At 36.2% G+C, this 24,326-nt stretch carries 24 protein-coding genes; 4 read left to right on the forward strand and 20 right to left on the reverse strand.

All coding sequences use genetic code 11. The annotated features are described in order from the left end of the window. Positions 1-47: 47 nt before the first annotated feature. From DRF60_RS05735 to lpdA, 3 genes are all read right to left on the reverse strand, one after another. The gene (locus DRF60_RS05735; RefSeq protein ID WP_123902638.1) at positions 48-632 is read right to left on the reverse strand and encodes a hypothetical protein; all 585 of its coding nucleotides are present in this window, start codon (positions 630-632) and stop codon (positions 48-50) included. Between the two features lie 63 nt (positions 633-695). Further along, positions 696-1,310 carry a PH domain-containing protein gene (locus tag DRF60_RS05740; RefSeq protein ID WP_116011157.1) on the reverse strand — a complete coding sequence of 205 codons (615 nt, stop codon included), beginning with the start codon at positions 1,308-1,310 and terminating at the stop codon, positions 696-698. Between the two features lie 32 nt (positions 1,311-1,342). Then, positions 1,343-2,731 carry a dihydrolipoyl dehydrogenase gene (gene lpdA, locus DRF60_RS05745; RefSeq protein WP_116011158.1) on the reverse strand — a complete coding sequence of 463 codons (1,389 nt, stop codon included), beginning with the start codon at positions 2,729-2,731 and terminating at the stop codon, positions 1,343-1,345. A 278-nt stretch (positions 2,732-3,009) separates the two neighbouring features. Between lpdA and DRF60_RS05750 the strand changes: the two genes are divergently transcribed. Beyond that, positions 3,010-3,894: a hypothetical protein gene (locus tag DRF60_RS05750; RefSeq protein WP_116011159.1), complete on the forward strand. Its 885-nt coding sequence runs from the start codon at positions 3,010-3,012 to the stop codon at positions 3,892-3,894. A 113-nt stretch (positions 3,895-4,007) separates the two neighbouring features. Here the strand turns inward: DRF60_RS05750 and DRF60_RS05755 are convergent, their stop codons facing one another. From DRF60_RS05755 to DRF60_RS05825, 14 genes are all read right to left on the reverse strand, one after another. Then, positions 4,008-4,268, reverse strand: coding sequence for a hypothetical protein (locus tag DRF60_RS05755; protein WP_116011160.1), 261 nt, complete (start codon positions 4,266-4,268; stop codon positions 4,008-4,010). A 155-nt stretch (positions 4,269-4,423) separates the two neighbouring features. Continuing rightward, positions 4,424-7,096 (reverse strand): glycoside hydrolase family 3 N-terminal domain-containing protein, encoded by a 2,673-nt coding sequence (locus DRF60_RS05760; protein WP_238640063.1) that lies wholly within the window; start codon positions 7,094-7,096, stop codon positions 4,424-4,426. Continuing rightward, positions 7,093-8,535: an alpha-L-fucosidase gene (locus DRF60_RS05765; protein ID WP_167443709.1), complete on the reverse strand. Its 1,443-nt coding sequence runs from the start codon at positions 8,533-8,535 to the stop codon at positions 7,093-7,095. Before DRF60_RS05765 ends, DRF60_RS05760 begins: the two co-directional genes overlap by 4 nt. A 365-nt stretch (positions 8,536-8,900) precedes the next feature. Then, the gene (locus DRF60_RS05775; RefSeq protein WP_116011363.1) at positions 8,901-9,368 is read right to left on the reverse strand and encodes an SRPBCC family protein; all 468 of its coding nucleotides are present in this window, start codon (positions 9,366-9,368) and stop codon (positions 8,901-8,903) included. A gap of 83 nt (positions 9,369-9,451) precedes the next feature. Continuing rightward, on the reverse strand, positions 9,452-10,234 hold the full coding sequence (locus DRF60_RS05780) for a fatty acid desaturase (RefSeq protein WP_116011161.1): 783 nt from the start codon (positions 10,232-10,234) through the stop codon (positions 9,452-9,454). Positions 10,235-10,238: 4 nt separating this feature from the next. Then, on the reverse strand, positions 10,239-10,742 hold the full coding sequence (locus DRF60_RS05785; RefSeq protein ID WP_123902639.1) for a hypothetical protein: 504 nt from the start codon (positions 10,740-10,742) through the stop codon (positions 10,239-10,241). A 35-nt stretch (positions 10,743-10,777) separates the two neighbouring features. After that, complete coding sequence (locus tag DRF60_RS05790) at positions 10,778-11,056, reverse strand: hypothetical protein (RefSeq protein WP_116011163.1); 279 nt, start codon at positions 11,054-11,056, stop codon at positions 10,778-10,780. Between the two features lie 5 nt (positions 11,057-11,061). Next, positions 11,062-11,418: a hypothetical protein gene (locus tag DRF60_RS05795; protein ID WP_116011164.1), complete on the reverse strand. Its 357-nt coding sequence runs from the start codon at positions 11,416-11,418 to the stop codon at positions 11,062-11,064. A 78-nt stretch (positions 11,419-11,496) separates the two neighbouring features. After that, a complete protein-coding gene (locus DRF60_RS05800) occupies positions 11,497-11,898 on the reverse strand; it encodes a hypothetical protein (protein ID WP_116011165.1) in 402 nt (133 codons plus the stop codon). 7 nt (positions 11,899-11,905) lie between these two features. Continuing rightward, on the reverse strand, positions 11,906-12,250 hold the full coding sequence (locus DRF60_RS05805) for a hypothetical protein (protein ID WP_116011166.1): 345 nt from the start codon (positions 12,248-12,250) through the stop codon (positions 11,906-11,908). 69 nt (positions 12,251-12,319) lie between these two features. Continuing rightward, positions 12,320-12,823 carry a GbsR/MarR family transcriptional regulator gene (locus DRF60_RS05810; protein ID WP_116011167.1) on the reverse strand — a complete coding sequence of 168 codons (504 nt, stop codon included), beginning with the start codon at positions 12,821-12,823 and terminating at the stop codon, positions 12,320-12,322. Positions 12,824-12,940: 117 nt separating this feature from the next. Further along, on the reverse strand, positions 12,941-14,863 hold the full coding sequence (locus DRF60_RS05815; RefSeq protein WP_116011364.1) for a vWA domain-containing protein: 1,923 nt from the start codon (positions 14,861-14,863) through the stop codon (positions 12,941-12,943). A 120-nt stretch (positions 14,864-14,983) separates the two neighbouring features. Next, a complete protein-coding gene (locus DRF60_RS05820; RefSeq protein ID WP_116011168.1) occupies positions 14,984-17,467 on the reverse strand; it encodes a vWA domain-containing protein in 2,484 nt (827 codons plus the stop codon). 11 nt (positions 17,468-17,478) lie between these two features. Further along, positions 17,479-17,997, reverse strand: a complete 519-nt coding sequence (locus tag DRF60_RS05825) for an RNA polymerase sigma factor (protein ID WP_116011169.1) — start codon at positions 17,995-17,997, stop codon at positions 17,479-17,481. 228 nt (positions 17,998-18,225) lie between these two features. Here DRF60_RS05825 and DRF60_RS05830 point away from each other — a divergent pair, with 228 nt between their 5' ends. Together DRF60_RS05830 and DRF60_RS21090 are read left to right on the forward strand one after the other, a co-directional pair. Continuing rightward, the gene (locus tag DRF60_RS05830; protein ID WP_116011170.1) at positions 18,226-19,428 is read left to right on the forward strand and encodes a C1 family peptidase; all 1,203 of its coding nucleotides are present in this window, start codon (positions 18,226-18,228) and stop codon (positions 19,426-19,428) included. Between the two features lie 175 nt (positions 19,429-19,603). Further along, a complete protein-coding gene (locus tag DRF60_RS21090; RefSeq protein WP_157967932.1) occupies positions 19,604-19,765 on the forward strand; it encodes a bacteriocin-like protein in 162 nt (53 codons plus the stop codon). 194 nt (positions 19,766-19,959) lie between these two features. Here DRF60_RS21090 and DRF60_RS05835 read toward each other — a convergent pair whose 3' ends face one another. Then, entirely contained in the window at positions 19,960-21,021 is a 1,062-nt protein-coding gene (locus DRF60_RS05835) for an NADH:flavin oxidoreductase (protein WP_116011171.1), read from the reverse strand. A gap of 122 nt (positions 21,022-21,143) precedes the next feature. On the opposite strand from DRF60_RS05835, the gene DRF60_RS05840 reads away from it, so the two are divergent. After that, positions 21,144-21,488: a winged helix-turn-helix transcriptional regulator gene (locus tag DRF60_RS05840; protein WP_116011172.1), complete on the forward strand. Its 345-nt coding sequence runs from the start codon at positions 21,144-21,146 to the stop codon at positions 21,486-21,488. A gap of 87 nt (positions 21,489-21,575) precedes the next feature. On the opposite strand, the gene DRF60_RS05845 is transcribed toward DRF60_RS05840, so the two are convergent. Both DRF60_RS05845 and DRF60_RS05850 read right to left on the reverse strand, forming a co-directional pair. Further along, entirely contained in the window at positions 21,576-23,258 is a 1,683-nt protein-coding gene (locus tag DRF60_RS05845) for an AlwI family type II restriction endonuclease (protein ID WP_116011173.1), read from the reverse strand. A gap of 2 nt (positions 23,259-23,260) precedes the next feature. Then, positions 23,261-24,226, reverse strand: a complete 966-nt coding sequence (locus tag DRF60_RS05850; RefSeq protein WP_116011174.1) for a DNA-methyltransferase — start codon at positions 24,224-24,226, stop codon at positions 23,261-23,263. Positions 24,227-24,326 lie beyond the last annotated feature (100 nt).

Here is a 24,326-nt window from a genome sequence, read left to right on the forward strand (position 1 = left end):
AAAACACAGATATCATCTATGTTTTCATTTATTCACAGAAGCCTATATTATTTTTTATCGTATCGTTCCAAGATCTTTATTAAATCATTATCCTCAACCATTCCGTCTATCAATAGTGAAAGATCAGAATACGCTCCAAATATTTCCTTCAATTGCGCCTTTGCCCCCGGTGCCCTAAAATATATTTCATGAATACTTTTATTCTTCCGCATGATCAGATAATCCGTATTTTTTGTTTCGTAGGTATAAATAGGTCCGTTGTGGAAGCTCTTTCTGTACCATTGCGTTTTATTCCCGCTATACATCACCTGAACCAGCCCGGAATCTTTAGAAAGGACAGACCTTGAGTCAACAAATGTTCTTTTAACTTTTTTAAGATCTCTTATCTCCAAATATTTAATATCATTCTCTTTCACTTTCAGCTTTTTGCCTGAAGGATTCAAAACTGTGATCTGCCGGATATAAGTTGCCGGAGAAAACTCTTCATTATCATACAATCCAATATTCAGGATTTGGGTTTTTACGGTATCTTTAGAGTTTTTCAGGACATACTTTGCAGGAAAATATGTTTCTTTCTGAGAAAATAAGAAATTAAAACAGAGGAAAAGGAGTAATAAATTTATCTTTTTCATAATTGCAGCTATCATAAAAAAAGCCCAGAACAAATCTGAGCTTTAAATATAGTTATTAATATTTTAGTTATTAATATACTTTTCAAAAATTGCTGAAAAGTCTTTCTGGTTGTACTTTTCAAAACTGTTTTTTGACCAGTTGAAAACATATTCATTGACATTCTGCAGTTCCTGGCTTTTCGATACATTCTCCTGCTTTCCTGCGGCCACTGTGGTGATCGCTTTCTGAAGACTGTCTACAGAGAATCCTAAAAGAGACTGATTGTGATGCACTTCCTGCTGAATCGCCAAAAGAGCTTTGTAAAGGTCTTTTAGCTGATCGATTTGGCCCTTACTCACACTGATCATCAATGGAACATTCCCGATATGGAATGAAATTTCTACGTCAAGATCTATTGTCCCCGCAGTCTGCAGTGCAATATTTGAAAAAGGAAACTGATAATATTCATATCTTCTTAAAATCCTTTTTTTGTCCAGAGCACTTGCTCCGTCAATATGAATTAATGCTCTGTTGGTAAAGCAGTATTCATCTCTTTTGGATTTGATTAAGAAAAAAATTTTCTCATTATCTTCCGACAAAATATAGTCATCAGAATCTACTTTATCATAGTCCTGGGAAGGAATGATCTTTCCGATATCTCCAAGGCCTAATGCTTCTGCAGCAAGTTTTTTAAACATCTTTGAAAATACAGTTACTGGTTAAATTGATCTTAGATGTGGATTACTTCACCATAAGCTGCTGCTGCTGCTTCCATAATTGCTTCAGAAACCGTTGGGTGCGGGTGGATAGATTTAATGATCTCATGACCTGTCGTTTCCAGTTTTCTGGCAACTACTGCTTCTGCAACCATATCTGTAACTCCTTCTCCAATCATGTGGCATCCTAACCATTCACCGTATTTGGCATCAAAAATAACTTTTATGAAACCGTCTGTATTCCCGTTAGCTGTAGCTTTACCACTTGCAGAAAGAGGGAATTTACCTACTTTGATCTCATATCCTTTTTCTTTAGCCTGTTTTTCTGTAAGACCTACTGACGCTACTTCAGGGTGGCAATACGTACATCCCGGGATATTGCCGTAGTCGATCTTCTCAACATGCATTCCTTTGATCTTTTCTACACAAGTGATTCCTTCTGCTGAAGCAACATGTGCCAGAGCCTGGGTAGGAATGATATCACCGATTGCATAATAACCGGGAACGGAAGTTTCGTACCATTCGTTCACTAAAACTCTTCCTTTATCTGTCTGGATTCCCACTTCTTCCAATCCTATGTTTTCTATATTGGCAGCAATACCTACAGCAGAAAGTAAGATGTCAGCTTCTAGGGTAATGTTTCCATTAGCTGTTTTTACAGTCGCTTTTACACCTTCTCCACTTGTATCAACGCTTTCAACTGATGCATTGGTCATGATCTCGATTCCTGTCTTTTTAAGAGATTTTTCTAAGTGTTTAGAAATTTCCTCATCTTCTACGGGAACGATGTTTGGCATAAATTCTACAACAGTTACTTTAGTTCCCATCGTATTATAGAAATCGGCAAATTCCACCCCGATAGCTCCTGATCCTACAACAATCATAGATTTCGGCTGCTCCGGAAGAGATAATGCCTGTCTGTATCCAATCACTTTCTTACCATCCTGAGGAAGGTTCGGAAGTTCTCTTGAACGTGCTCCTGTTGCGATAATAATGTTTTCTCCTGTATATTCGGTTACTTTACCGTCTTTATCTGTAACTGAAACTTTTTTACCTTTCTGTACTTTAGCCGTACCCAAAATAACGTCTATCTTGTTCTTTTTCATCAGGAATTCGATTCCTTTACTCATTTTGCTGGCTACGCCACGGCTTCTTTGGATCACGTTTGGAAATTCAAAGCTGGCTTCCACTTTATTCAGACCATAGTCTTCAGCATGGTTGATATAATGAAAAACCTGAGCAGACTTCAGTAAAGCTTTCGTAGGAATACATCCCCAGTTCAGGCAGATACCTCCTAAGTTTTCTTTCTCGATAATTGCAGTTTTGAAACCCAATTGTGCTGCTCTGATCGCTGTAACATAACCGCCAGGACCGCTTCCGATGACAATGATATCGTAGTTCATTATTTTAAAAATTTTATGCGAATTTAAGGAAAAATATTGGATGTTATATGTTCTGTCATTTCATATTTCACTGAAAGCTAACTTCATTTTACCGGTTGCCGTTCAACTTGATATTTCTGAATCTCTTTTTTTATGTCAATCATTAATATTATCTAAAGCCTAGAGAGCATGAACAAAATCTCTGTATTGTGACTTAAATATCAAAAAAATAAAAATAATCACCTGTAAATTAATATTTTATAATATTTTTTATATTTTTGAACAAAAATAAGCATATAATGAAAACAAAGAATATTATTTCGCTCTCTCTCCTATGGAGTTTGACCTTTAGCGCACAGGTTGGTATTAAAACAACAACACCTAACAGCACTTTAGCTGTTGCGGGCTCTCTGGGAGCCGACTATAAGCAGATTACCACGACTGCCTATACTATTACAGCTACAGATCATTACCTTACGTATAACGGAGCAGCCAATGCTACTTTTACACTTCCGGTCATCGGAACCGGTACAACAAGTTATACAGGAAGAATTTATAAAATAAAGAATATCTCTGCATCCAGTATTACACTTCAGGCATCCAGCGGTAATACTCTGAGAATCGACAATACTCCGGTTGCTTCTTTTGTGATTCCTACAGGCGCTTATGCTGAAGTTGTGAACAACAGCAATACCACCGGAGGAACCTGGGATTTGTCCTTTACTGTTCTTCCTAAACCGAGCAATGTAGAAATTTACGGGATACAGCTTTCTATTCCTCCTCATGCTAACGGAACGGCTCCTGTAGCAGACTGGTCCAACCATACTACAACATCTTATGATACAGGAACAGGTACAGATGCATGGTGGATTATCAGTAAAACGTCTACAACTTATGCTCATACATCCAGTTATTCTAATGCAAGCAGAATGATGATTGTATATGAATACCAGGGTACACCTTTTAATGTTACCAATATGTATCCTATTCTAACAGCAGGGAACAATTCCAGCTTTCCGGACATTTTTACAACATCTTTTGTAAGTCTTGCGAATATCAGCGGAAAAACCAGGCTTACCGTTTCTGTTTCCCGTATTGACTTTATAGGAAATAACGGATCAAACAACAGTAACTGGACCGGAACTTTCCTCCTTAACTTACTACTGGCCAGAAAATTATACTAAAACAGATTAAAACTAAATTCGAAAAAGAATTATAGAATAAATGAAGAAAGCCGTTTTACAAGATGTAAACGGCCTTTTTACTATTTCAAATTTATACCAGCAAAATTGCTGTGTTACATTTTTCTAAGTAATCTCTTCTCGTTCCGGTATCTTTCATTTAAAGCTTTCATCTGATCTCTTTTCATCTTTTTTGTCGCAAGCGGATGATTCATAATCAGTTTCTTTTCTGTATTGTATTTTTTGTCCAGCTCACGCGATTTACTGCTGATTAGCTCACTTTTGGATGGGTGTGGAGGTGCCGGTGGCCGTTTCTGGGCATTCACACTTATTGATAAAACTAATAACAATACGGTTGATATAAAAAACTTTTTCATGACATTTTACTTTTAAGAATGATTTTAAAATGATTAGTTATCAATTAATTCATTCAGGTTTAAGTAAATATTACATATATCATACCATAATTTTTATCCTTCACATTCACCTTCTTTCAGCAGGCTTTAAAAAAGGATAAATCCTGAATAAGAAATTATTCTACCTCAATATTCTGTTTTAAGGGAAGGTTTTTAGAGGAATTTCCGACCATAATTCTGTATGTTCCTTTTTCTACTGTCCAGTTCATATTTTTATCTAAAAACCGGAATTCTTTGACCGGAATTTTAATGGTTACCTGCTTTGATTCCCCGGGATTTACATACACTTTCTGAAAACCTTTTAACTCAATAACAGGTCTTGCAACAGATGCCAGAATATCTTTCACATATAGCTGAATCACTTCACTTCCTGGTTTTGTTCCCGTATTTTTGATTGTAACATCTGCAATAATAGTATCATTTTCCGAATACTTCATTTGGCTTAAATGCAAATCCGAAAGCTCAAAAGTAGTATAGCTCAGTCCAAAACCAAAAGGATACAACGGCTCACCACTAAGGTCATAGTAATCATTTCCTCTTCCTGTCGGATGATGGTTGTAAGTCAGTGGCAGCTGGCCTTCTTCAGCCGGAAAGGTAATGGGCAATTTTCCTGAAGGATTTTCCGCTCCGAAAAGAATTTTCGCCACTGCATTTCCGCCCTCTTCTCCCGGATACCAAACATCCAGAATGGCTCCTGCTTTATCTTCCCACGCTGTGGTTTTGATAGCAGAGCCTCCAACTAAAATTACGGTTACGGGCTTATTCAGTTTTGAAACTTCATGAATAAATTTCTCCTGATTCCCGGGCAGGGCCAGTGAAGACCTGTCCTGAAACTCTCCTTCATGAATACCTGCTGCGATGATGATATGATCTGCTTTTTCTGCTGTTTTTAAAGCTTCATCAAAGTCTTTTTGATAGTCATCAATCCCATAATTCCAGATCAGGTCAATATTACCTTCTCCACGGCTTTCACGGAATTCTATAACGATATCATACTTTCGGTCTCTGACAAAATCTATGGCGGTAGTTTTCGTGGAATATCCTGATTTTTCCCATTGATCAACAATTAATTTTCCATCCAGGTACAATCGGAAACCATCGTTTCCGCGCAGCCCGAACTGATACTTTCCGGTGTCAGGAGCCTTCAGTTGACCTGTCCATCTGATGCTGTAGTTGTCCGGCTGTAGTTTTTCAGGATCCGGTGAGTATAGGGTCCATTTAAAGCTGATCTGCTCATCCTGCCTTTGAAAAGCCTCCTTTCTCTGTAAGCCTGTATTTGGGAAATAATTTCCTTTTAAACCTTTCTTATTTTCAGATGATAAAAGATCGGCAGGAACCGTTTTAAAATCCTTCAGATCCCATGTAATACCTTTTGAATAAAGAATCTCTATATTCTTATCTTTTGTAATGTTTTTAATTCCCTCAAGCATACTTACTTTATGATTTCCGGGACCGGAATAACCTCCAAGTCTTGCATCAACGGCATCTGTCCCGATCACTGCTATTTTTTTCACATCGGAAGAAACAGGAAGTGTTCCCCTATTATTCTGTAATAAAACAATAGATTCAAGAGCTGCTTTTTCGGCTAACGGCTTATGATTAATCATTTTCAATTCATGAATTTCCCGGTCAGAGATATACGGATTCTCAAAAAGCCCGAGTTCAAATTTTGCCTTTAAAACCCTTGCTACCGCATCATCTATCCTTTCCTGTGAAATCCGTCCATCCAAAAACGGAGGAATAAACAGCTGATAATGTTTGTATTCTGTCTGGAAAATTACGTCAAGCCCTGCATTCATGGCCTGTGCCGAAGCATCATCATAATCTTTTGCCGTAAAATGAAGTACATTGGCCCCTCCTACAGCACTGGCATCGCTAATGACAAAGCCTTTGAAATTCCATTCTTTTTTCAGCTTTTCTGTGAGCAACCAATGATTGGCAGTTGAAGGTCTTCCGTCAAGAAGATTGTAGGAAGTCATCACCGACCTGCTTTTCCCCGAGATAAAAGCTTGATGAAAAGGAATAAGATGGGTTTCTTCAAGATACCTTCTGCTCCAGTGAACAGGATAGGAATCGCGCCCGCCTTCTCCTACATTGGCTAAAAAATGTTTCGGGGTCGTGATGATTCCCAAATTTTCGAATGAGCTTACAAAACTCACGCCCATCACAGAGGTTAAAAAAGGATCTTCGCCATAAGTTTCTTCCGTTCGGCCCCATCTCACATCGCTGGCCAGATTGACTACTGGGGTCAGGATCTGTCGGATTCCTCTTAATCTTGATTCTTTTGCGATAGCAGAGGACACCTGTTTCATGAGCTCAGGATTAAAAGTAGCCGCCAGTCCTATAGCCTGCGGAAAAGCGGTAGCCCCTTCACGTACTAAGCCATGTAAAGCTTCATCAAACGGGATAATGGGAATTCCCAGTCTGGATTCTTCGATAAAATATTTTTGGATCGCATTGATTTTTCTGGCAAGCATTTCAGCACCCTCACCGACATTATAGGTCAGCAGCTGCCCGGCTGCCCCGCCACCCTTATTTACAGCACTTACCTGAAGTCCAAAAATTCCATGTTTATACTGGTCTTTGGGTACATGATCCAGATCTCCGGGAATCATAAAACACTGCCAGAATTTCTCTTCCGGTGTCATTCTCTTCAACAGATCCTGAACCCGTGCTTCAATCGGTTGTTTTGGATCTTTGTACAACGGTTTCTCTTTCTGGGCATAGAAGAAAACAGGACTCAGCGAAAGAGTAATGACCGTGACTTTAATCAAATTAAGATTCATCATTTAGTTATTTGAATTACCGATGCATACTTTAATTTTGTTCTGTCTCCAGGAAGCTTTAATTCTATTGTATTTCCGGTCTGCTTCCACTGTAGTTTTGAATCTGTTCCAAGGACCTTCAGCGATTTAGGCTTAAAATTTTCTGGGATTGAGAAACTGAGCACAGCCGGAGCCTGATAAACGGCTCTATCATCAATATGGAAAACATTGAGGGTTTTGCCGTCTTTCGAACGGGTATAGTAAAAATTTCCATCATGGTAGGGTTTCGCACTTCTTGTGGCAAATACAGCTGACTGGTTTTTCTCCATCCAGCCGGCAATCTCTTTTAATCTTCCGTAAACAACTGCATCATAATCTCCATTGGGTCCGGGAGCAATATTCATCAGGTAATTCCCGCCCCTTGAGATAATTTTGATAAGGGTTTCTATTATTTTCTGTGACGATTTATAATTATCGTTGGGAACATAGGAAAAAGAATCTCCCATGGTGATACAGCTTTCCCAGGGAATGGAAAGGGCATGTTCGGGAACGGCCTGTTCCGGTGTCACATAATTTTCCCACTTCCCAGGCACCGTACGGTCTACCACAATGATTCCCGGCTGATTTTTCCTTGCCATCGCCCCAATTTTATCCATATCAATATCCTGTTCCATTTTAATGGTTCTCTGCCATTCTACAGTGGGATCAATAGTTTTGAACGGGCGAACCCAGCCGCCATCCAGCCAAAGGATATCTATCTTTCCATAGTTGGACGTGATCTCATTAAGCTGGTTAAACGTAAATTTTCTGAAGGCTTCCCATCTTTCAGGATATTTCTTCGGGTCATAGTTTACATTCCTGTCTTTCGGTGGAAAATATGGCCACCAGTAGTTTTCGGAATGCCAGTCCGGTTTGGAAAAATAAGCTCCGATCCTGAATCCTTCTTTTCTGAATGTATTGAAAATCTCTTTGGTAACGTCTGCTTTAGAATTTTTTGAGAAAGGGGTTTTAGGTGAAGTTATTTTATAATCTGATTCTTTGGTATCAAACATTGAGAAACCGTCATGATGCTTTGTGGTAAAAACCATATACTTCATCCCAGCTTTTTTTGCAGCATCTGCCCATTTTTGCGGATTAAACTCTGTAGGATTAAAAGTGGTCTGAAGATTTTCGTAATTCTTTACATATTCATTATAGATTTCCCCATGCTCAGGATTCCTCCTGGTCCATGATTCATCTTCCGGACAAAGGCTCCAGCTTTCCACAATTCCCCATTGGCTATAGATTCCCCAATGCATAAACAACCCGAATTTAAGGTCTTGCCATTCCTCCAGATTCTGAACGACTAGCGGGTCATCCGGTTTGTGATAACCTGCTGATACATTGTGAGCCTGTGAAAAAAAAGCGGTGGAAATAAGAAATAATGAAAGAAAAAAGGCTTTAGTTTTCTGTTTAATGGGCATATGACGTTCGTTTTTGCTAAATTAAACATCCTATCACTAATCAGCAAACCTTAATTTTTCAATAAATGCCGCAGCGCTTTATCCAGTTCATTTCTTCTTTTCAATAAAAGTTCAGTTTCCGTATTCAAAGAGATGGAAGGTATCAAATTGACTTCTTCAAAATTTCTGTAAAAAGGAATGGAAAGTCCTAATAATTTTGTGTTTAAAAATATAAATCCGACAAGGCTTACGTAACATTTTTCTGTGATAAAAAATCGAGTTCTGTACCTTTGGGAAGGTATTTCATTAAAACCTCAGGATCTATCTCATAGTTGATGATGGCTAATTTCCGTCATTCTGCTTCCAGGAAGTTCATTTTTTTCGTTTTAAAGGTTAGTACTTGTACTTTTTTCGGCTATTTCCCTGATCAACTGATTCCGCTGCAACAGGAATTTCTTCATATAATCTTTCAGGAAGAAGTGGTTAAAAAGTTTTCCTATCCATCCCAACGGAGATTCAAATTCAAAGATATCAATCATTACCGCATTGCCTTTTTTCTGTTTGAAAATATGCTGGTGCTTCATCGATTTAAAAGCTCCTTTAAGCATGACATCCGTGAATTGGGATGGCCTCTCCATGTTGATAATCTTTGTTGTCAAAGTTTGATTCACTCCTAAATGTCTGGCTCTCCATGTTACGGTTTCATTTTCTTCAATCAGTCCGGACGTTCTTCCTGCTATTGCCTTTTCATTGGTTTTTGATGTTGATTTTTGGTGCAGGTCAATATCTCTGGCTAAATCAAAAACTTTATGAATATCTGCTTTGATCAGGGTTTCTAAATATATTGTTACCATAGTTTTAGTTTTAAAGAGTTTCGGGATTCCTGTTCCGAGATACATATTTTAGTTTCCCATTTGCTGTCTAAGCTATTATTTTTTTAAAAAGTCTGTTTTTTGTTCAGTTCCGGCAGTTCCTTATCTATTCTTGCAGCCAGTTCCGGTAGTTTGATCGTTGGAACAGCAGGAAAAAGATGGTGCTCCATATGATAGAACATACTGAAAGTAATTTTGTTTTTCCAGGATCCACGCTGTGTTCTTGCGATATCAGGGTTTTCATGGGTGTCATGATGAACAGTCCATACTGCAAAGAATGCCATTAAAAATTCTCCGAAAAGCATGATCAACGCATGATAGATCAGAAAATTAATCTGAAAATAAAACACTATAAAAATAAAAATCGCTATTGAAACGAGTTCTGTCATCATATTTTTTTTATACTTTTTATTGGCTTTTTTAAAGGTGATCCAGTGGATCATGAACATATGTTTCGGACCATACAAGACTGCTTCATACCATTTCATAGAGGCTGATTTGCCTTCGTAATCTTCTTCTGAAAGACAGAATTTATGATGCCTGATATGGTTAAATTTTACCGCATGAATAGATGCCATCATTAAAATACTGTTCAGATACAGAGAGAGCCATGTTAGAAATTTCCCGGTCCCCAAAGCATTGTGAAAACCATTATGCACCTGCCTGAGCGCCGTCAGAAAATAGAATGCAGAAAAAGGAAGAGCCAGCCAGTAATATTCATAATAAGCCAAGAATATCGAAATAAGAAACCATGGCAGACTGATATTGTTTTCAATGAGCATTTCTTTAACGGAGAGAGTTCTGAGGTCTTTCCATTCTACTTTTTTAATAAGTTCAAGATGGTTCATGCTTTCAATTTTTAAAGGTAAGCCAGATAATAAGTGCCAAAGCTGTTATTCTGAACAGAATCCATGAAATGGTAGGAAGATAGTTCAATTTCAGGAGTCTGCATCGTCTTAAGTGTTCCAGCAACATCATCAATACAACAATTCCGAAATAAATGATATAAAAAGAAGGTGAGAAGTTGGTCAATAAAGCAGGAATTAAAAGCAGCGTTCCGATCAGGGAAACCGTCATCATATTTCCGAGATAATCCCAGATTTTAACTTTTAAATAAATTTTCAGAAATACAGTCTGCCAGATAATTTGTCCGATGCAAATACTCAATTCTCTCATAAAATTATGATTCAGATTAAATCCCAGTTTTCCTGAAAATACACTTAGAATATAGGCTGAAAAGATAATCACAAAGGCAATGTATACCATTCTGTATTTCAAATTAAAATCAGGAATACATGCCTGTTCAGTATCATCTTTTGCTGATGGAATGATCTGTTTCCGGTTATACGAAACCAATGAATACAGTTTTTTGAAAAACCAGTACAAAGGTTTTATCCTGACTGTTCTTTCGAGTAAAGGAAGGAATTGCCAATGATCAGAAGAAGGCTGCCTAATCCGTATACAGCTTTATTTTTATGGTGATCTATCAAGGCAATTTCGTTTTTTGCGCGGTTGAAATCTATGATGGATCTATGGGCTGCAGATATTTCTGTAAAGGCTTCTCTCCCGTTCTCATCAAGCATTCCAAATTTTGTAAAACCTTTAGAATAAATATTACACATCGGACATTCATTGTCGTAGATCAGGGTATGGTTTTTTAAGGTTTTCATAGCAATTATTTATAAGATTTGTAAAGTCTGTAATTATCATAGATGTAGATTAAGGCCATAACCGGACTGTAAAATAAAGAGGCTATTAAGACAACCAGGAGCAATTGAACAATGTCTGGATGTACCTTGAGTCCGAATATGAGCAACAATGAGATCCAAACCGGTAGAATTAAAATCCCATAAATGGTGTATAAAACAGATTTCTTTCCCGGTTGAAAGGCCCTGATCAAAAAGCTAACGAACTGGGGAATACCTACCACAAAATAAAATGCTCCACCAAATATTCCTGTACTTTCGACTATAATTCCAGAAACTAAAATTGCCAATTGAATATAAAAGTCATATTTCGCAAATGTTTTCATGATCATTTATTTTAAAAGGTTAGGAAATCGCCCCGGGTTCTTTTATTGTTGGATCTGAAGGTAATATACATCCAGATTTTAAAGATTAATGTTTTCATTTTCGATAAGTTTTTCTTTATTAATGGCATGTTTACGTCCTTTCAGGAACAAAAGAAGATTGAGAAGCATCATCAATCCGAGATAGATGGAAAAGCCTCCGATTTTTTTGCTTAAAGCAACAACCAGTCTTTCTATGGATTCAATCTGAAAAAATTCAATGATACATAAGGCAAATCCGATGTTCAGGAGATAAAATCCGATTTTAAAAAGTGAATTTGTTGCCATCGCGATGTCTTCTTTCTGGTGAAAAATATCGATCATGAATGTTTTTGAGTTTTTGAACAGAAACTGTGATACCAATACGGTAAGGATAATTACAATGGGCAGATAAATCATGTACGCTGAAAAATTGTACGTCCCGGTTAAAACTGTTGTGATCATAGCTGTATTATTTTAGGGTTAATTTGTTTCTTAAAAAGTAAAGGGTGAAAATGTTCATATAATGCAGTATACAAAGGATCAAAGCTATATATCCAATCCGGGCAGCAGTAACTGCGATCATTTCTTCTGTCGAGCTGACCCGGTCCCAAAATGCAAGACTGACAGCAATATATCCCAGGTTTAGCAGGTAGTAGCATCCTAGAAGTATTCTGTTGATGGTAAGACACATCTCGCTATCATGAATAAGATACTCCAGATAAGCTTTTCCGGCGTGAAAGCATCTCCTTCCCACATCTATGGTGATATAAGAGCTCACCGTAAGGAAAATGATGTATGATACTATATTAAACATCTTATAAATATTATATTTTCAGTAATTTTTGAAAATTAAATTCAAATAAAAAAGGATTTAACTCCTCTTCTATTTTAACAGGTTGGTAATTTTTCCTACCAGCCAGTGATCATCGCTTTTAATTGCCAGATCCATAATATTGTTGATTTTTCCGGTTACGGAACTAAAATCATCCATCAGCTTTATAAATTCTTTTGCCTCCTGAGAATCGTTATCTTCTATGTTTTTTAGTTCTTCCAGGAAAGAAACTACGGGTTCTATTTCTCTTTTTCTCCGTTCTTTTGTAATCTGTTTGAACAGGTACCAAACATCTTTTTCTGCTACGAAATATTCTTTACGGTCACCTTTTATAAATTCTTTTCTTACAATTCCCCAATCTATTAAAGCGCGGAGATTCATATTGGCATTCCCTCTTGAAATTTCCAGCTGCTCCATCACCTCATCGGTAGAAAGCGGTTTGCCAGTGGCCAAAAGCAGTGCATGTACCTGTGCCATCGTACGGTTGATTCCCCAATTGGTGGCAAACGTTCCCCATGTCTGGATATACTTTTCTTTTGCTTCCGAAAGTTTCATTTGTTTCTCAATTTTCAATTTCTATAACAAATATAATTATATTTTTTGAATTTTCAATAATCTTTGAAAATTAAATTTAAAATAAAACAGACATCCTATTGAATGCCTGTTTTAAAGCTATTTTTGAATGGTTTTGTACGTTTCAACCAATCTTATAAATTCGGATCTATAACCTTCTTCATCTTTATTTTTCCCTTCTCTGGCAAGCGTTTCGATATCGTTAAGATCTTTTTTGCTTATTAATTTTGAATCTCTCAAGACTAATCCAAACCACGCAACAGATGATGCAAATTTAAAATCCGGGCTTGCAGATGTGATGGGTTCATCAGAGTTTTTAACAATCTGGCTAATCTCAACGCTTTTATCTTCATCCGGTTTTTTATACCGGAATTTTACTGTTGCCAACTCATCTCCGAAGTTTTGAGAATTTGAAGTTTTTGTATATTTTAATTTGCTTTCTTTAGGTACAAATGCAGATTTAACATTCTTAGGAATTATCTCATATAAAGCTGTTACTGTATGGCCACTTCCCAATTCCCCGGCATCAATCTTATCATTTGCAAAATCTTCATTCCTCAGTTTTCTGTTTTCATAACCAATTAATCTATAAGATTTTACGTATTCAGGATTAAACTCAATCTGGATCTTAACGTCTTTCGCAATCGCGTACATGCTTCCCGCAAATTCCTTTCCAAGAAATTTATTGGCCTCCTGCATATTATCAATATAAGCATAATTACCGTTTCCTTTATCCGCCAGAGTTTCTAGTCTATTATCTTTATAATTCCCCATTCCGTAACCCAGACAGGTAAGAAAGATTCCTGATTTTCTTTTTGCTTCAATTAAGGTTTCAAGACCGGTGGAAGACGATACTCCAACATTAAAATCACCATCTGTAGCCAAAATAACTCTGTTATTCCCACCTTTTATAAAGTTCTCCTGTGCCAATTGATAGGCAAGTTCTATTCCTGCTCCGCCTGCTGTACTTCCTCCCGCATTAAGCTTATCTAAGGCTTCTATTATTTTGTCTTTTTCTTTAGCTGAAGTGGGAGCTAAAACCATTCCTGCACTTCCTGCATACACTACAATCCCCACTTTATCCTGAGGTCTCAATTGATTTAAAAGCACTTTTAAAGAAGATTTCAGTAATGGTAATTTATTAGCTTCATTCATAGAACCGGAAACATCAATAAGAAATACCAGATTGGAATTAGGAAGATTATCCATCGGGATATTTTTCCCCTGAAGACCTATCTTTAACAATTTATGATCAGGATTCCAGGGTGAATCGTTGTATTCCGTATTGATCGAAAATGGTCTTTTACTTTCAGGCTGAGGATAATCATATCTGAAATAATTCATCATTTCTTCAATCCTTACTGCGTTTTTATCTACATTACCTCCACCGTTAATCATTCTTCTGATATTAGAATATGAGGCATTATCAACATCAATAGAAAAAGTAGATACCGGCTGGCTTACTGTCAGCTCAAAAGGATTTTCAACTAAGGACGCATACTCTTCATCATCATAATCTATTTGCTTTTTCGTTCCTTTTTTACCCGCAGAATTTGTTTTATTATAAACTTTCTCATTTATATCAAAAGATTTCCTTCGATACGAACTTTCCATAATAATACTTCCAGATGATACTTCCATAGCAGTTTGCATTTTAGGCTTCGGGCAGCCATTATATTCAGGCATCCCAGGAACTGTAGGACAGGCATCATCTTTATCCAATATACCATCACCATCGGTATCCGGCCAAGGACAGCCATTGTTTTCCGCTGGCCCTGCAATGGTAGGACAGGCATCGTCTTTATCTAAAACTCCGTCACCATCTGTTTCGGGCCACGGACAGCCATTATTTTCAACAGGACCTGCAATGTCAGGACATTGGTCTAATTTATTGGGAACACCATCCTGATCTTTATCTTTTCTGATGCTTAAAGGTTTAGAATTATTTTCAGCTGTAGATACTTTATTTGTTGTACAGCCTCCTAATACCAGAATTACTATTGCAATACTAAATTTTTTCATCATAATTTTTTAATAGCTGTGAAATTATCAAAATATATTTAATTTTTGTTAAATACCTTTAAAATTTTGTTAAAACCCAATTCTCAACCTCTAGAAGTTATTCAGCATATTATTTTTAAATTATTTTGGAATTACTTTATAACTTTCAATAAGTCTTATAAATTCAGATCTATAGCCTTCTTCATCTTTGTTCTTCCCTTCTCTGGCAAGCGTTTCGATATCGTTAAGGTCTTTTTTACTTATCAATTTTGAATCTCTCAAAACCAATCCAAACCAGGCTACAGATGATGCAAATTTAAAATCATGGCTTGCGGATATTGTTGAATAATCAGTATTTTTCACAGCCTGCATTATTTCTTTACTGGTATCTCCGTCTGGTTTCTTGTAACGGAATTTAATGGTTGCCAATTCATCACTAAAATCTTCAGCAGGGGAAGTTTTGTTGTATCTCAGTTTATTTTCTTCAGGCAGAAACTCAGATTTCACACCTGCAGGAATCACTTCATATAAAGCTGTTACCGTATGCCCGCTTCCCAATTCCCCGGCATCAATCTTATCATTCGCAAAATCTGCATTTCTAAGTTTTCTGTTTTCATATCCAATGAGACGGTAAGAGCTCACATATTTAGGATTAAATTCAATCTGGATCTTAACATCTTTAGCAATCGCGTAGATACTTCCCGCAAACTCTTTTCCAAGAAATTTATTGGCTTCCTGAAGATTGTCAATGTAAGCATAATTACCGTTTCCCTTATCGGCAAGTGTTTCAAGCGTATTATCCTTATAATTACCCATTCCAAAACCCAGGCAAGTCAGAAAAACTCCGGATTTTCTTTTTTCTTCAATTAAAGTTTTAACATCTGAAGTGGAAGAAGCCCCTACATTAAAATCTCCATCTGTAGCTATAATTACCCGGTTGTTGCCATTTTTAATGAAATTTTCCTGAGCCAGTTTATAAGCAAGCTCAATTCCTGCACCGCCCGCCGTACTTCCTCCTGCCTGCAAATTATCCAGTGCAAGGACTATTTTTTCTTTCTCTCTGGCAGAAGTTGATGGCAGAACCATTCCTGCACTTCCGGCATACACTACAATCCCAACCTTATCTTCAGGTCTGAGCTGATCCAGCAGTACTTTGAAAGAAGATTTCAGAAGTGGAAGCTTATTCGGCTCATTCATAGATCCTGAAACATCGATCAGGAATACAAGATTAGATGCTGGCACTTTATCCATGGTAATGCTTTTTCCCTGTAGACCTATTTTTAAAAGTCTATGGGCTGGATTCCAAGGTGCATTACTGTATTCGGTGTTAATTGAAAACGGATCGTTATTTTTAGGCTGAGGATAGCTGTATTTAAAATAATTAATCATTTCTTCAATTCTTACTGCATTTTTATCTACGGCTTGTCCATTATTGATCATTCTTCTGACATTGGAATAGGCTGCATTATCCACATCAATAGAAAAAGTTGACAACGGCTGGTTTTTGGTGAGCTCAAATGCGTTTTCTTCAAATGCATCATAGCCTTCATTGTCGGAAACAGCATTCTGCTTGTATGGGCTGATTGTTTCCTGTATTTCCTCCATCCTTCTTTTCTCCTTTCTGGAAAGTCTTTTAGTTTTTACTACAATAATTCCGTTCGCTCCCCTGCTTCCGAACAATGCTGACGCAGCAGTTCCTTTTACAACTTCCACACTTTCAATCTTTTTGGGATTCAATGCATTGAAATAATCACGCTGTACTATCTCACCGTTAACTACATATAAAGGTTCGTTCGTACTTTTCAGACTTGCTGCACCTCTTATGCTTATTTGATTATTACCTGAAAGACCATTATTGATTGTATTCATTTTATCAGCAATCTGATCACTTTTTCTCCGCTTAGTTCCGTAAGCCTGAATCTGAACTCCCGAGACCCTTCCCTGAAGTGCCTGGGAAACAGTATTTGATGCAATATAATTAGACTGTACGCTAACAGCACTTGAGGTATAGGCCTGTACTTTTTTAGGCGCAAATCCTGTTACAACAACTTCTTCAATATTCTGCGTCCGTAAAGTATCTCCCTGCTTACCTCCTTTTACCGGGGCAACAGTTACATTACCGGCTTCTTTCTTTTTGATATAATATTCATCTGTTGAGTAAGCATTTTTTGGTGACGCATACCTCTCCTCATTCTTATTAACGGCTAAGGTTTTACTCTTGCTGTTTGGGACTTTAATAGCTTTATCTTTTGCTAAATAAGGGGGGCTCTGTGATGATTGTGAAATTCCAATTTCCTTTTCAATATTCGATTTAACCGTACTGTCAATTGTATAAATATTCTTTTTTTCAGGATGTATTTCAGTACTGTTTTCTACAATTAAAGAGGCTGAATTCTCAACAGTTCCATTTTTACTGATAAAATAAAATGCTCCCAGACCAAGAATTAAACTGGCTGCAATTCCATAAGGGAGCCAGACCGGTAATATTCTCTTTTTCGCTTCTTTTGTATCTAATTTTTCTTCAACCTTCGCCCAAACTTTATCAAAACCCTGAAAAACAGACGGTTCTTCTGAAAGCTTAGAAGCATCATTGAATCTTTTATCTATGTCGTGATTATTTTCCATTTTCCTAAAGTTTAAATGTTCTGATTGATTAAAAGTTCCTGTAGTTTTTTCCTTGCAAAATTGAGCTGGGATTTAGAAGTCCCTTCGCTTATCGAAAGCATGGAAGCAATCTCTTTATGCGGATATCCTTCAATGGCAAACAGATTGAAAATTGCCCTGCAGCCTTCGGGAAGAAAGTTCAGCAGGCTCAGAATATCTTTTTCAAATGAAATACTTTCTGATAAGGTTCCGGATGTTTCTGCAAAATCATCATCCATGGAGATGAATTGTGCTTTAGTAGCTCTCAATTTCTGCAGGCACTCATTCACTGCAATTTTTTTAGCCCATCCTTCAAAAGTATCCAGATTCTGAAGCTGGGTGATCTTGATGAATATTTTGTAAAAAGTATCGGCCAATACCTCTTCAATATCTTCATCATTTTTCAGATAGCGTCTGCAGACTGAGTACAGCCTGCCCGCCATTTTCTCGTAGACCTTCCGCTGGGCACTGCGGCTGTTACGCTGGCATTCTATTAGTAATTCTTTTTCCATAGTCAGGCTTTATACTGTAATAGATGCATAAATTGTTGAATGGGTTGGAAACATTTAAATCTTTTTTTGATAAAAAACAAAATACTGAATAAACTGGTAATAAATAAACTTATTACTTCGATATTTTTTTCAGTTTTATTCGGCTTTTTGACTTCCGAATTTAACTTTTCTCTTTGTAACAAATCTTTAATATGAACGACTATTCACATAAATAATCTTTTTATAGTAATGAAAAATATCAAAATTGCCTCATTACTTTTTGTTTTGTCTGCAGGAAGTATGATGTTTGCCCAAGATGACTTGATCAACAAATTAAAAAACAATCAATCTCAAAATGCTAATTTTCAGTTCACCGCGTTAAAAGACGTAGGAGCTACATCAGTAAAAAACCAGGGTTCGTCAGGAACCTGCTGGAGCTACTCAGGAAATTCTTTCCTTGAATCCGAAATGCAGAGAATGGGTAAAAAGCCTGTAGATCTTGCTGAAATTTTCACAGCAAGAAATTCTTACCACGATAAAGCTAAACTATATGTACTGAACAATGGAGCGATCAGCTGGGGAGACGGCGGTGAACTGCACGATGTGGTAAACATGTACAAAAAATACGGTGCGGTACCTCAAGATGTTTATACGGGATTAAAATCTGGACAGACCCTTAATAACTTCAAGGAAATGCAGGGAAAATTAAAACCTGTTTTAGACAGCCTTGTTCAAGCAGGATCAAAAGCACAGCTTACTGATAACTGGATGGATTCCGTAGATGCCATTCTGGATGAATATCTTGGAAAAGTTCCGGCTAACTTTACGTATGAAGGAAAAAATTATACTCCTAAAACATTCGCTAAAGAAGTTGTAGGAATCAATCCTGAAGATTATATCGAAATCTCTTCTTACAAAGATTATCCATATTACCAGAAATTTGTAGTTCCTATTCCTGATAACTGGAGCCATGATTCTGACTGGAATGTTCCAATGAAAGATCTTACAGCTATTATTGATAACGCTGTAAACAAAGGATATTCTGTGGGCTGGGCAACGGATGTTTCCGAACCTTATTTCTCTTACAAAAATGGTGTGGCCTATGTTCCGGATATGGATCTGAACCAGATTACGGCTGAAAACAAGCAAACGCTGTTCACTGAGCCTAAAAAAGATAAAACCATTACGGAAGATATGCGTCAGAAAGCTCTTAACAACCTTTCTACAACGGATGACCACGGTATGCATATCGTAGGATTGGCAAAAGACCAGACTGGTAAAGAATATTATATGGTTAAAAACTCCTGGGGTGTAACCAATGATTTTGAGGGTTATCTGTATGTAACAAGACCGTATGTAGAATACAAATCGACAGCTATTTTAATTCATAAGAATGCTGTTCCAAAAAGCATCCTTAAAAAGCTGAAGCCTACAAAAAATATCGGTTTATAATCAACAATCACTGTTACCGGTTATTACGGTAATTTTAGATATTTTAAATCTGTTAAAACCGCGTTCCAAGATTTTGGAGCGCGGTGTCTTTTTATTATTGTGCTATTTATTTTATACAACATTTCTCTGTTTAGTGAAAATAGTATACTTTTATTCTCCAAACAAATCATTATCTATGAAAAATATAAAAAAATTAGCAAAATCAGATCTAAAGAAAATTAACGGTGGAAATGCGCCCGACTGTCCTACAGGAACGACGGCATGTTATATTCCTCCGGCAAACGGTTTCCCATCCCGCTGGAAATGCATTTCAGACACTATGGAATGCCCGGGTTAAGAACAAGCAAAACCCGCTTTCAGAATTTCTGAAAGCGGGTTTTTAATAAATAGGTGAAAATTTATAATATAAAAATAAAGAAAAATATAATTTGTGAATGGTTAGTAGTGAATTCGCTTCGCTGTCAATTTTTATTTTCGCTGAGCTAATTCTATTAATTTGCGAAGCAAAATTGACCGTTCACTATTGCCATCTTAATACAGTTTCGCCATACTTTCTGCTGAAAAGTCAAGAAGCTCTTCTGTATTTCCGGTTCTTATTTTTTGAACCCATTGAGGATCCTGTAAAAGTGCACGTCCTACTGCAACAAGATCAAATTCTTCATTGTCCAGTCTTCTGATCAATTGGGTAAGGTCAGTTTTTTCAGTTCCCTGCCCGGCGAAGGCACTCATGAAATCTCCTTTCAGTCCTACAGAACCTACGGTGATTGTCGGCTGCCCAGTGATTTTCTTTGCCCAGCCTGCAAAATTTAAATCTGAACCGTCAAATTCAGGTTCCCAGAAACGGCGTTGTGAACAATGGAAAATATCTACTCCGGCTTCTTTTAATGGCAATAACCATTTTTCCATTTCTATTGGATTTGCAGTCAGTCTGCTGCTGTAATCCTGCTGTTTCCATTGCGAAAGACGGAGAATAATAGTGAAATCCTCTCCTACTGCAGCTCTGATGGCTTTAATGATATCCACTGCAAAACGGTTTCTTTCTTTGATTGTTTTCCCTCCATATTCATCGGTCCTTGTATTGGTTACTTCCCAAAAGAACTGATCGATAAGGTAGCCATGGGCACCATGAACCTCAACAACATCAAATCCTAAATCTTTTGCAGATTTTGCAGAAACAGCAAACTGTGCAATGGTATCCTGAATATCTTCTAAAGTCATTGTAGAAGCCTTCTCCATCGGAGCCAGCGGATAATCTTCAGACATTCTTGTATCTCCTACATGCCAGATTTGCGGTCCCATTTTACCACCGTTCTGATGAACAGCATTGATCACATTTTTCCAACCTGCCAATGCTTCATTTCCATAAAAATCAGGGATATTCTGCATATTTTTTGAAGACGGCCTGTTGATCACGGTTCCCTCAGAAAGAATCAAACCTACTTCTGAAGCAGCTCTTCTTGCGTAATACTCAGCGATATTTTGAGTAGGAACTCCATTATCAGATTGTGCTCTGGTCATAGGAGCCATTACAATTCTGTTTTTAAGTTCCAGATTTTTGTAAACAAAAGGTTTAAATAATGATTCTGTGCTCATTTTTAAATTGCTATTTTATAATTGTTACACAAAGTAACTAATAATAGTTTGTTTTTGTATCTTTTATCAAAAAAATAGTGGTAACTTCGCAGTAACTTACATTAGTAACATAAAAGTAACGCATGGTAAAGAATGAACTGATGAAATATAGCTGTCCTCTAGGCAAAGCAATGTCTGCGTTAGGAAGCAAGTGGAAACCGATCATTGTTTTGGTGATTAAAGACCGTAAGCTACGTTTCGGGGAACTAGCTGTACGAATTAATGTGATTTCCAGGAAAGTTCTTACGGACCAGTTGAGAGAAATGGAAAGCGATGGATTGGTTATCCGTCAAGAATTTAAAGAGCTGCCTCCGAGGGTTGAATATTCTTTGACAGAAAAGGGATTGGCCTTGCTGCCGATTTTGTATTTGCTGGAAGAATGGGAGGCGAAATATCATGATTATAACCCTGAAAAAGAGAAGAATTGAAAATAATTACGGAAGGTAAGAAAATACAAAAGACTGTTGTTTGATGGTCTTTTATCAACATTTAGTCACAATATATATAATAAAATCTTATACAGCCCATATTAATACTTGTTTATCAATCTCAATTTTCCATTTTTCTTCATCTTCAATCGTTTGATTTAAAACCCACTGATTTTCAAGCCAGTTTTTTAATTTAATAGGATCAGAAAATTTATTTGAAACACCAATATTTATAAATTCGATAAATTTGTCTAATGATAATGGAATGATCTTCGTCTTACCTCCATAATGTTTTGTGTTGAATCTATTAAGATTAAAAAAGTGAGCTAAACAACCTTCATGTATATTTGTAGCAATAAAAATACAATAAGTATCCTTTTCAAATTTTCTCAAGGCGTTTCCAAAGTGTCTTGGTACAGAATCACCTTCCATTTTGAATTGCGTCGCACCAGAAGATAATGTGACTTCACCGATTATTCCAAAATCATCAAATTCAATTTCTAAATCAGCCATATTTCCGGGTGCAGTATTTAAAGGCATTCCATCAATATCCATTATAAAATTACCATCTATTCTTTTAGCGTAATTAAGCATTACAAATGAACGCCAAACATTCCATTCCAAAAACAATGGTGGATCAGGAATATCTTTTTTCTTAATTTGTTCGAAGACTTCTATTATATCTGGTAACTCTTTGTAGTCTTTTAATTCTCTTTTTTTATCTTCAATATTTTTCGCCTTAACAGTTAATTTTAGTTCATCAAAAATATCTTTAAGGTTTTCAATATTTAAAGTCTCATCAATTTCTGTAAGTCCAAGAGTTTTAAGCTTAGCAATTAAAAGTTCTTTGTTGTCAGATAACAAGCTTAATGTGAAAGGATTAAAAATATATTCCTTAAATTCTTTATGAGATTTAAAAACAAATGGATTTCTCGAGACAGTATTTAATAAATAGTCGACTTCATCAAGTTTTTGTGGAGATATGATTAATCTAAATGTTCTTTTTTGAAAAGTTATTAATTCTGTAGCTCTGATATATCTAACAAAAGCATCAGCATAGTCTTTCATGTTAGCGCGTTTTGTTTTTATAAATTTTTTTAGAGATGTATCAGAACTCTCTCTAGTTTTTAGTTTTTTACTAACAACTTCATCTTCAAAAATTTCAAGGATTTCATTTTCAAAACATTCATTAATATACATTTTTCGACTGCCTTTATATTCTTTAGATTCTCTTCTGAATTTTAATATTTTTTCAACAATCTCATCATACTTATTAAAATTGGTTAATTGTGAAAAGAAAAGTGCGATTTCAGTTTTTGATAAACTTCCAAGGTCTTTGATAAGCCTAATTAATTCAAGATAAGGACGAACAGCAAAACTTACTGTTCTAGATTGCGTATGATATGGAGAAGGTAGCTGAAATTTAAGAAGCTGTCTTGTGAATAATTCATCTAATCTTTTTTCAGCAAGTAACAATTCTCCAGCTTGGGTTAATTTTACTTCAGGTTGTAAATCAACAAAACCAAAAGCTTTTGGAGCTCTAGTCATTCTATCTCTTGCAGCTAAAGCAGGATCTGTTGGGAATGTTTCTCCTTCATAAAATTCGGAATCAAACAATGTTTGAAAAAATTCAGCTTGTAAATCTTCATTTCCAGACCATTGTTGTCCTTCAAAATTTTGACAGAGTATTTTAATTTCAGGAATAATTTTTTCAATAGTCCGTGGTGATGTGAACCCAAAAAGGGCTTTTGTTTTACTTAAATTTGCCATAATTATTCCCAAAAAATATTATCATCAACTCCCATTGAATTTTTTTGTAATATATCTTTGTTATTCTTTAGATATTCAGAAATCCTAGATTTCGAAATATCTAAAGACTTATCTGATATATCACACCCAATAAAATTACAATTGTTTTTTATAGCTGCTATTGCAGATGATCCACTTCCTAGAAATGGATCACAAATGGTAAATCCTTCTTCAGCACTTGCATGAATCATTGCTTGAAAAACCTCTACGGGTTTTTGCGTTGGATATTCAGAATTATGGATTCTTTTAAATCTCCATACATCGGGAAATTTACGATTTTTAATCTTCCTTGTATTTCCATTTGTTGCAAAAATTATATACTCGTGTCTTCTTCTGAAATAATGTCCCATTCCGATATTAACTTTGTCCCAAGTAATCAAATTTTTTACATCAAAATACTGTCTTACAATGCTACCAAGACTTAGTAAAGAATAAGAATCGAACATTATATAAATGTGCCCCGTAGATTTTTTTAAAACCCTCTTACATTCAGTTAAAAACTTAGTGTAGTTTTCTTCCGAATCTTCAAATTCACCAAACCATTTTCCTTTTTCTTTTCCTTTTTCAGAATAATTCCCAACGATTCTTCCTTTTCCAAGTTGTAACTTATTATTCATTCCTGAATAAGCCGGATCTGTGACAATTAAATCAACACTATTGGAAGGAAGTTTTTCTAAGAATGAAATGGCATCATCTTGGTATATCGAAATTTTATTTTGTTCAGAATTATATTTAAATGTTTCGTGAGCTTTATTTAATTTTTGCTCAATTCTATTGTCTGTGTTTTCGATAAACGATAAGACTGCTTGAAAATATTTTTCATTTATCCCACTATCTTGAACCAAAGGTATTTTATTTTCAATTAGATATGATTTAAGTGCTCTTTCTTCAATCCCATATTCTTGTGCTATATCTAACGTATTGTACATAATTATATTTTAAGTTCAAACAAAGATATAATTTTTAATGCAACCATTATTTAAAAAACATTTATTGAATATAAAAAACCGCTTCCAGAAATTCCGAAAG

Origin of the sequence: Chryseobacterium elymi, from assembly GCF_003385495.1 — a bacterium.
In the GTDB taxonomy this organism is placed as follows: domain Bacteria; phylum Bacteroidota; class Bacteroidia; order Flavobacteriales; family Weeksellaceae; genus Chryseobacterium; species Chryseobacterium elymi.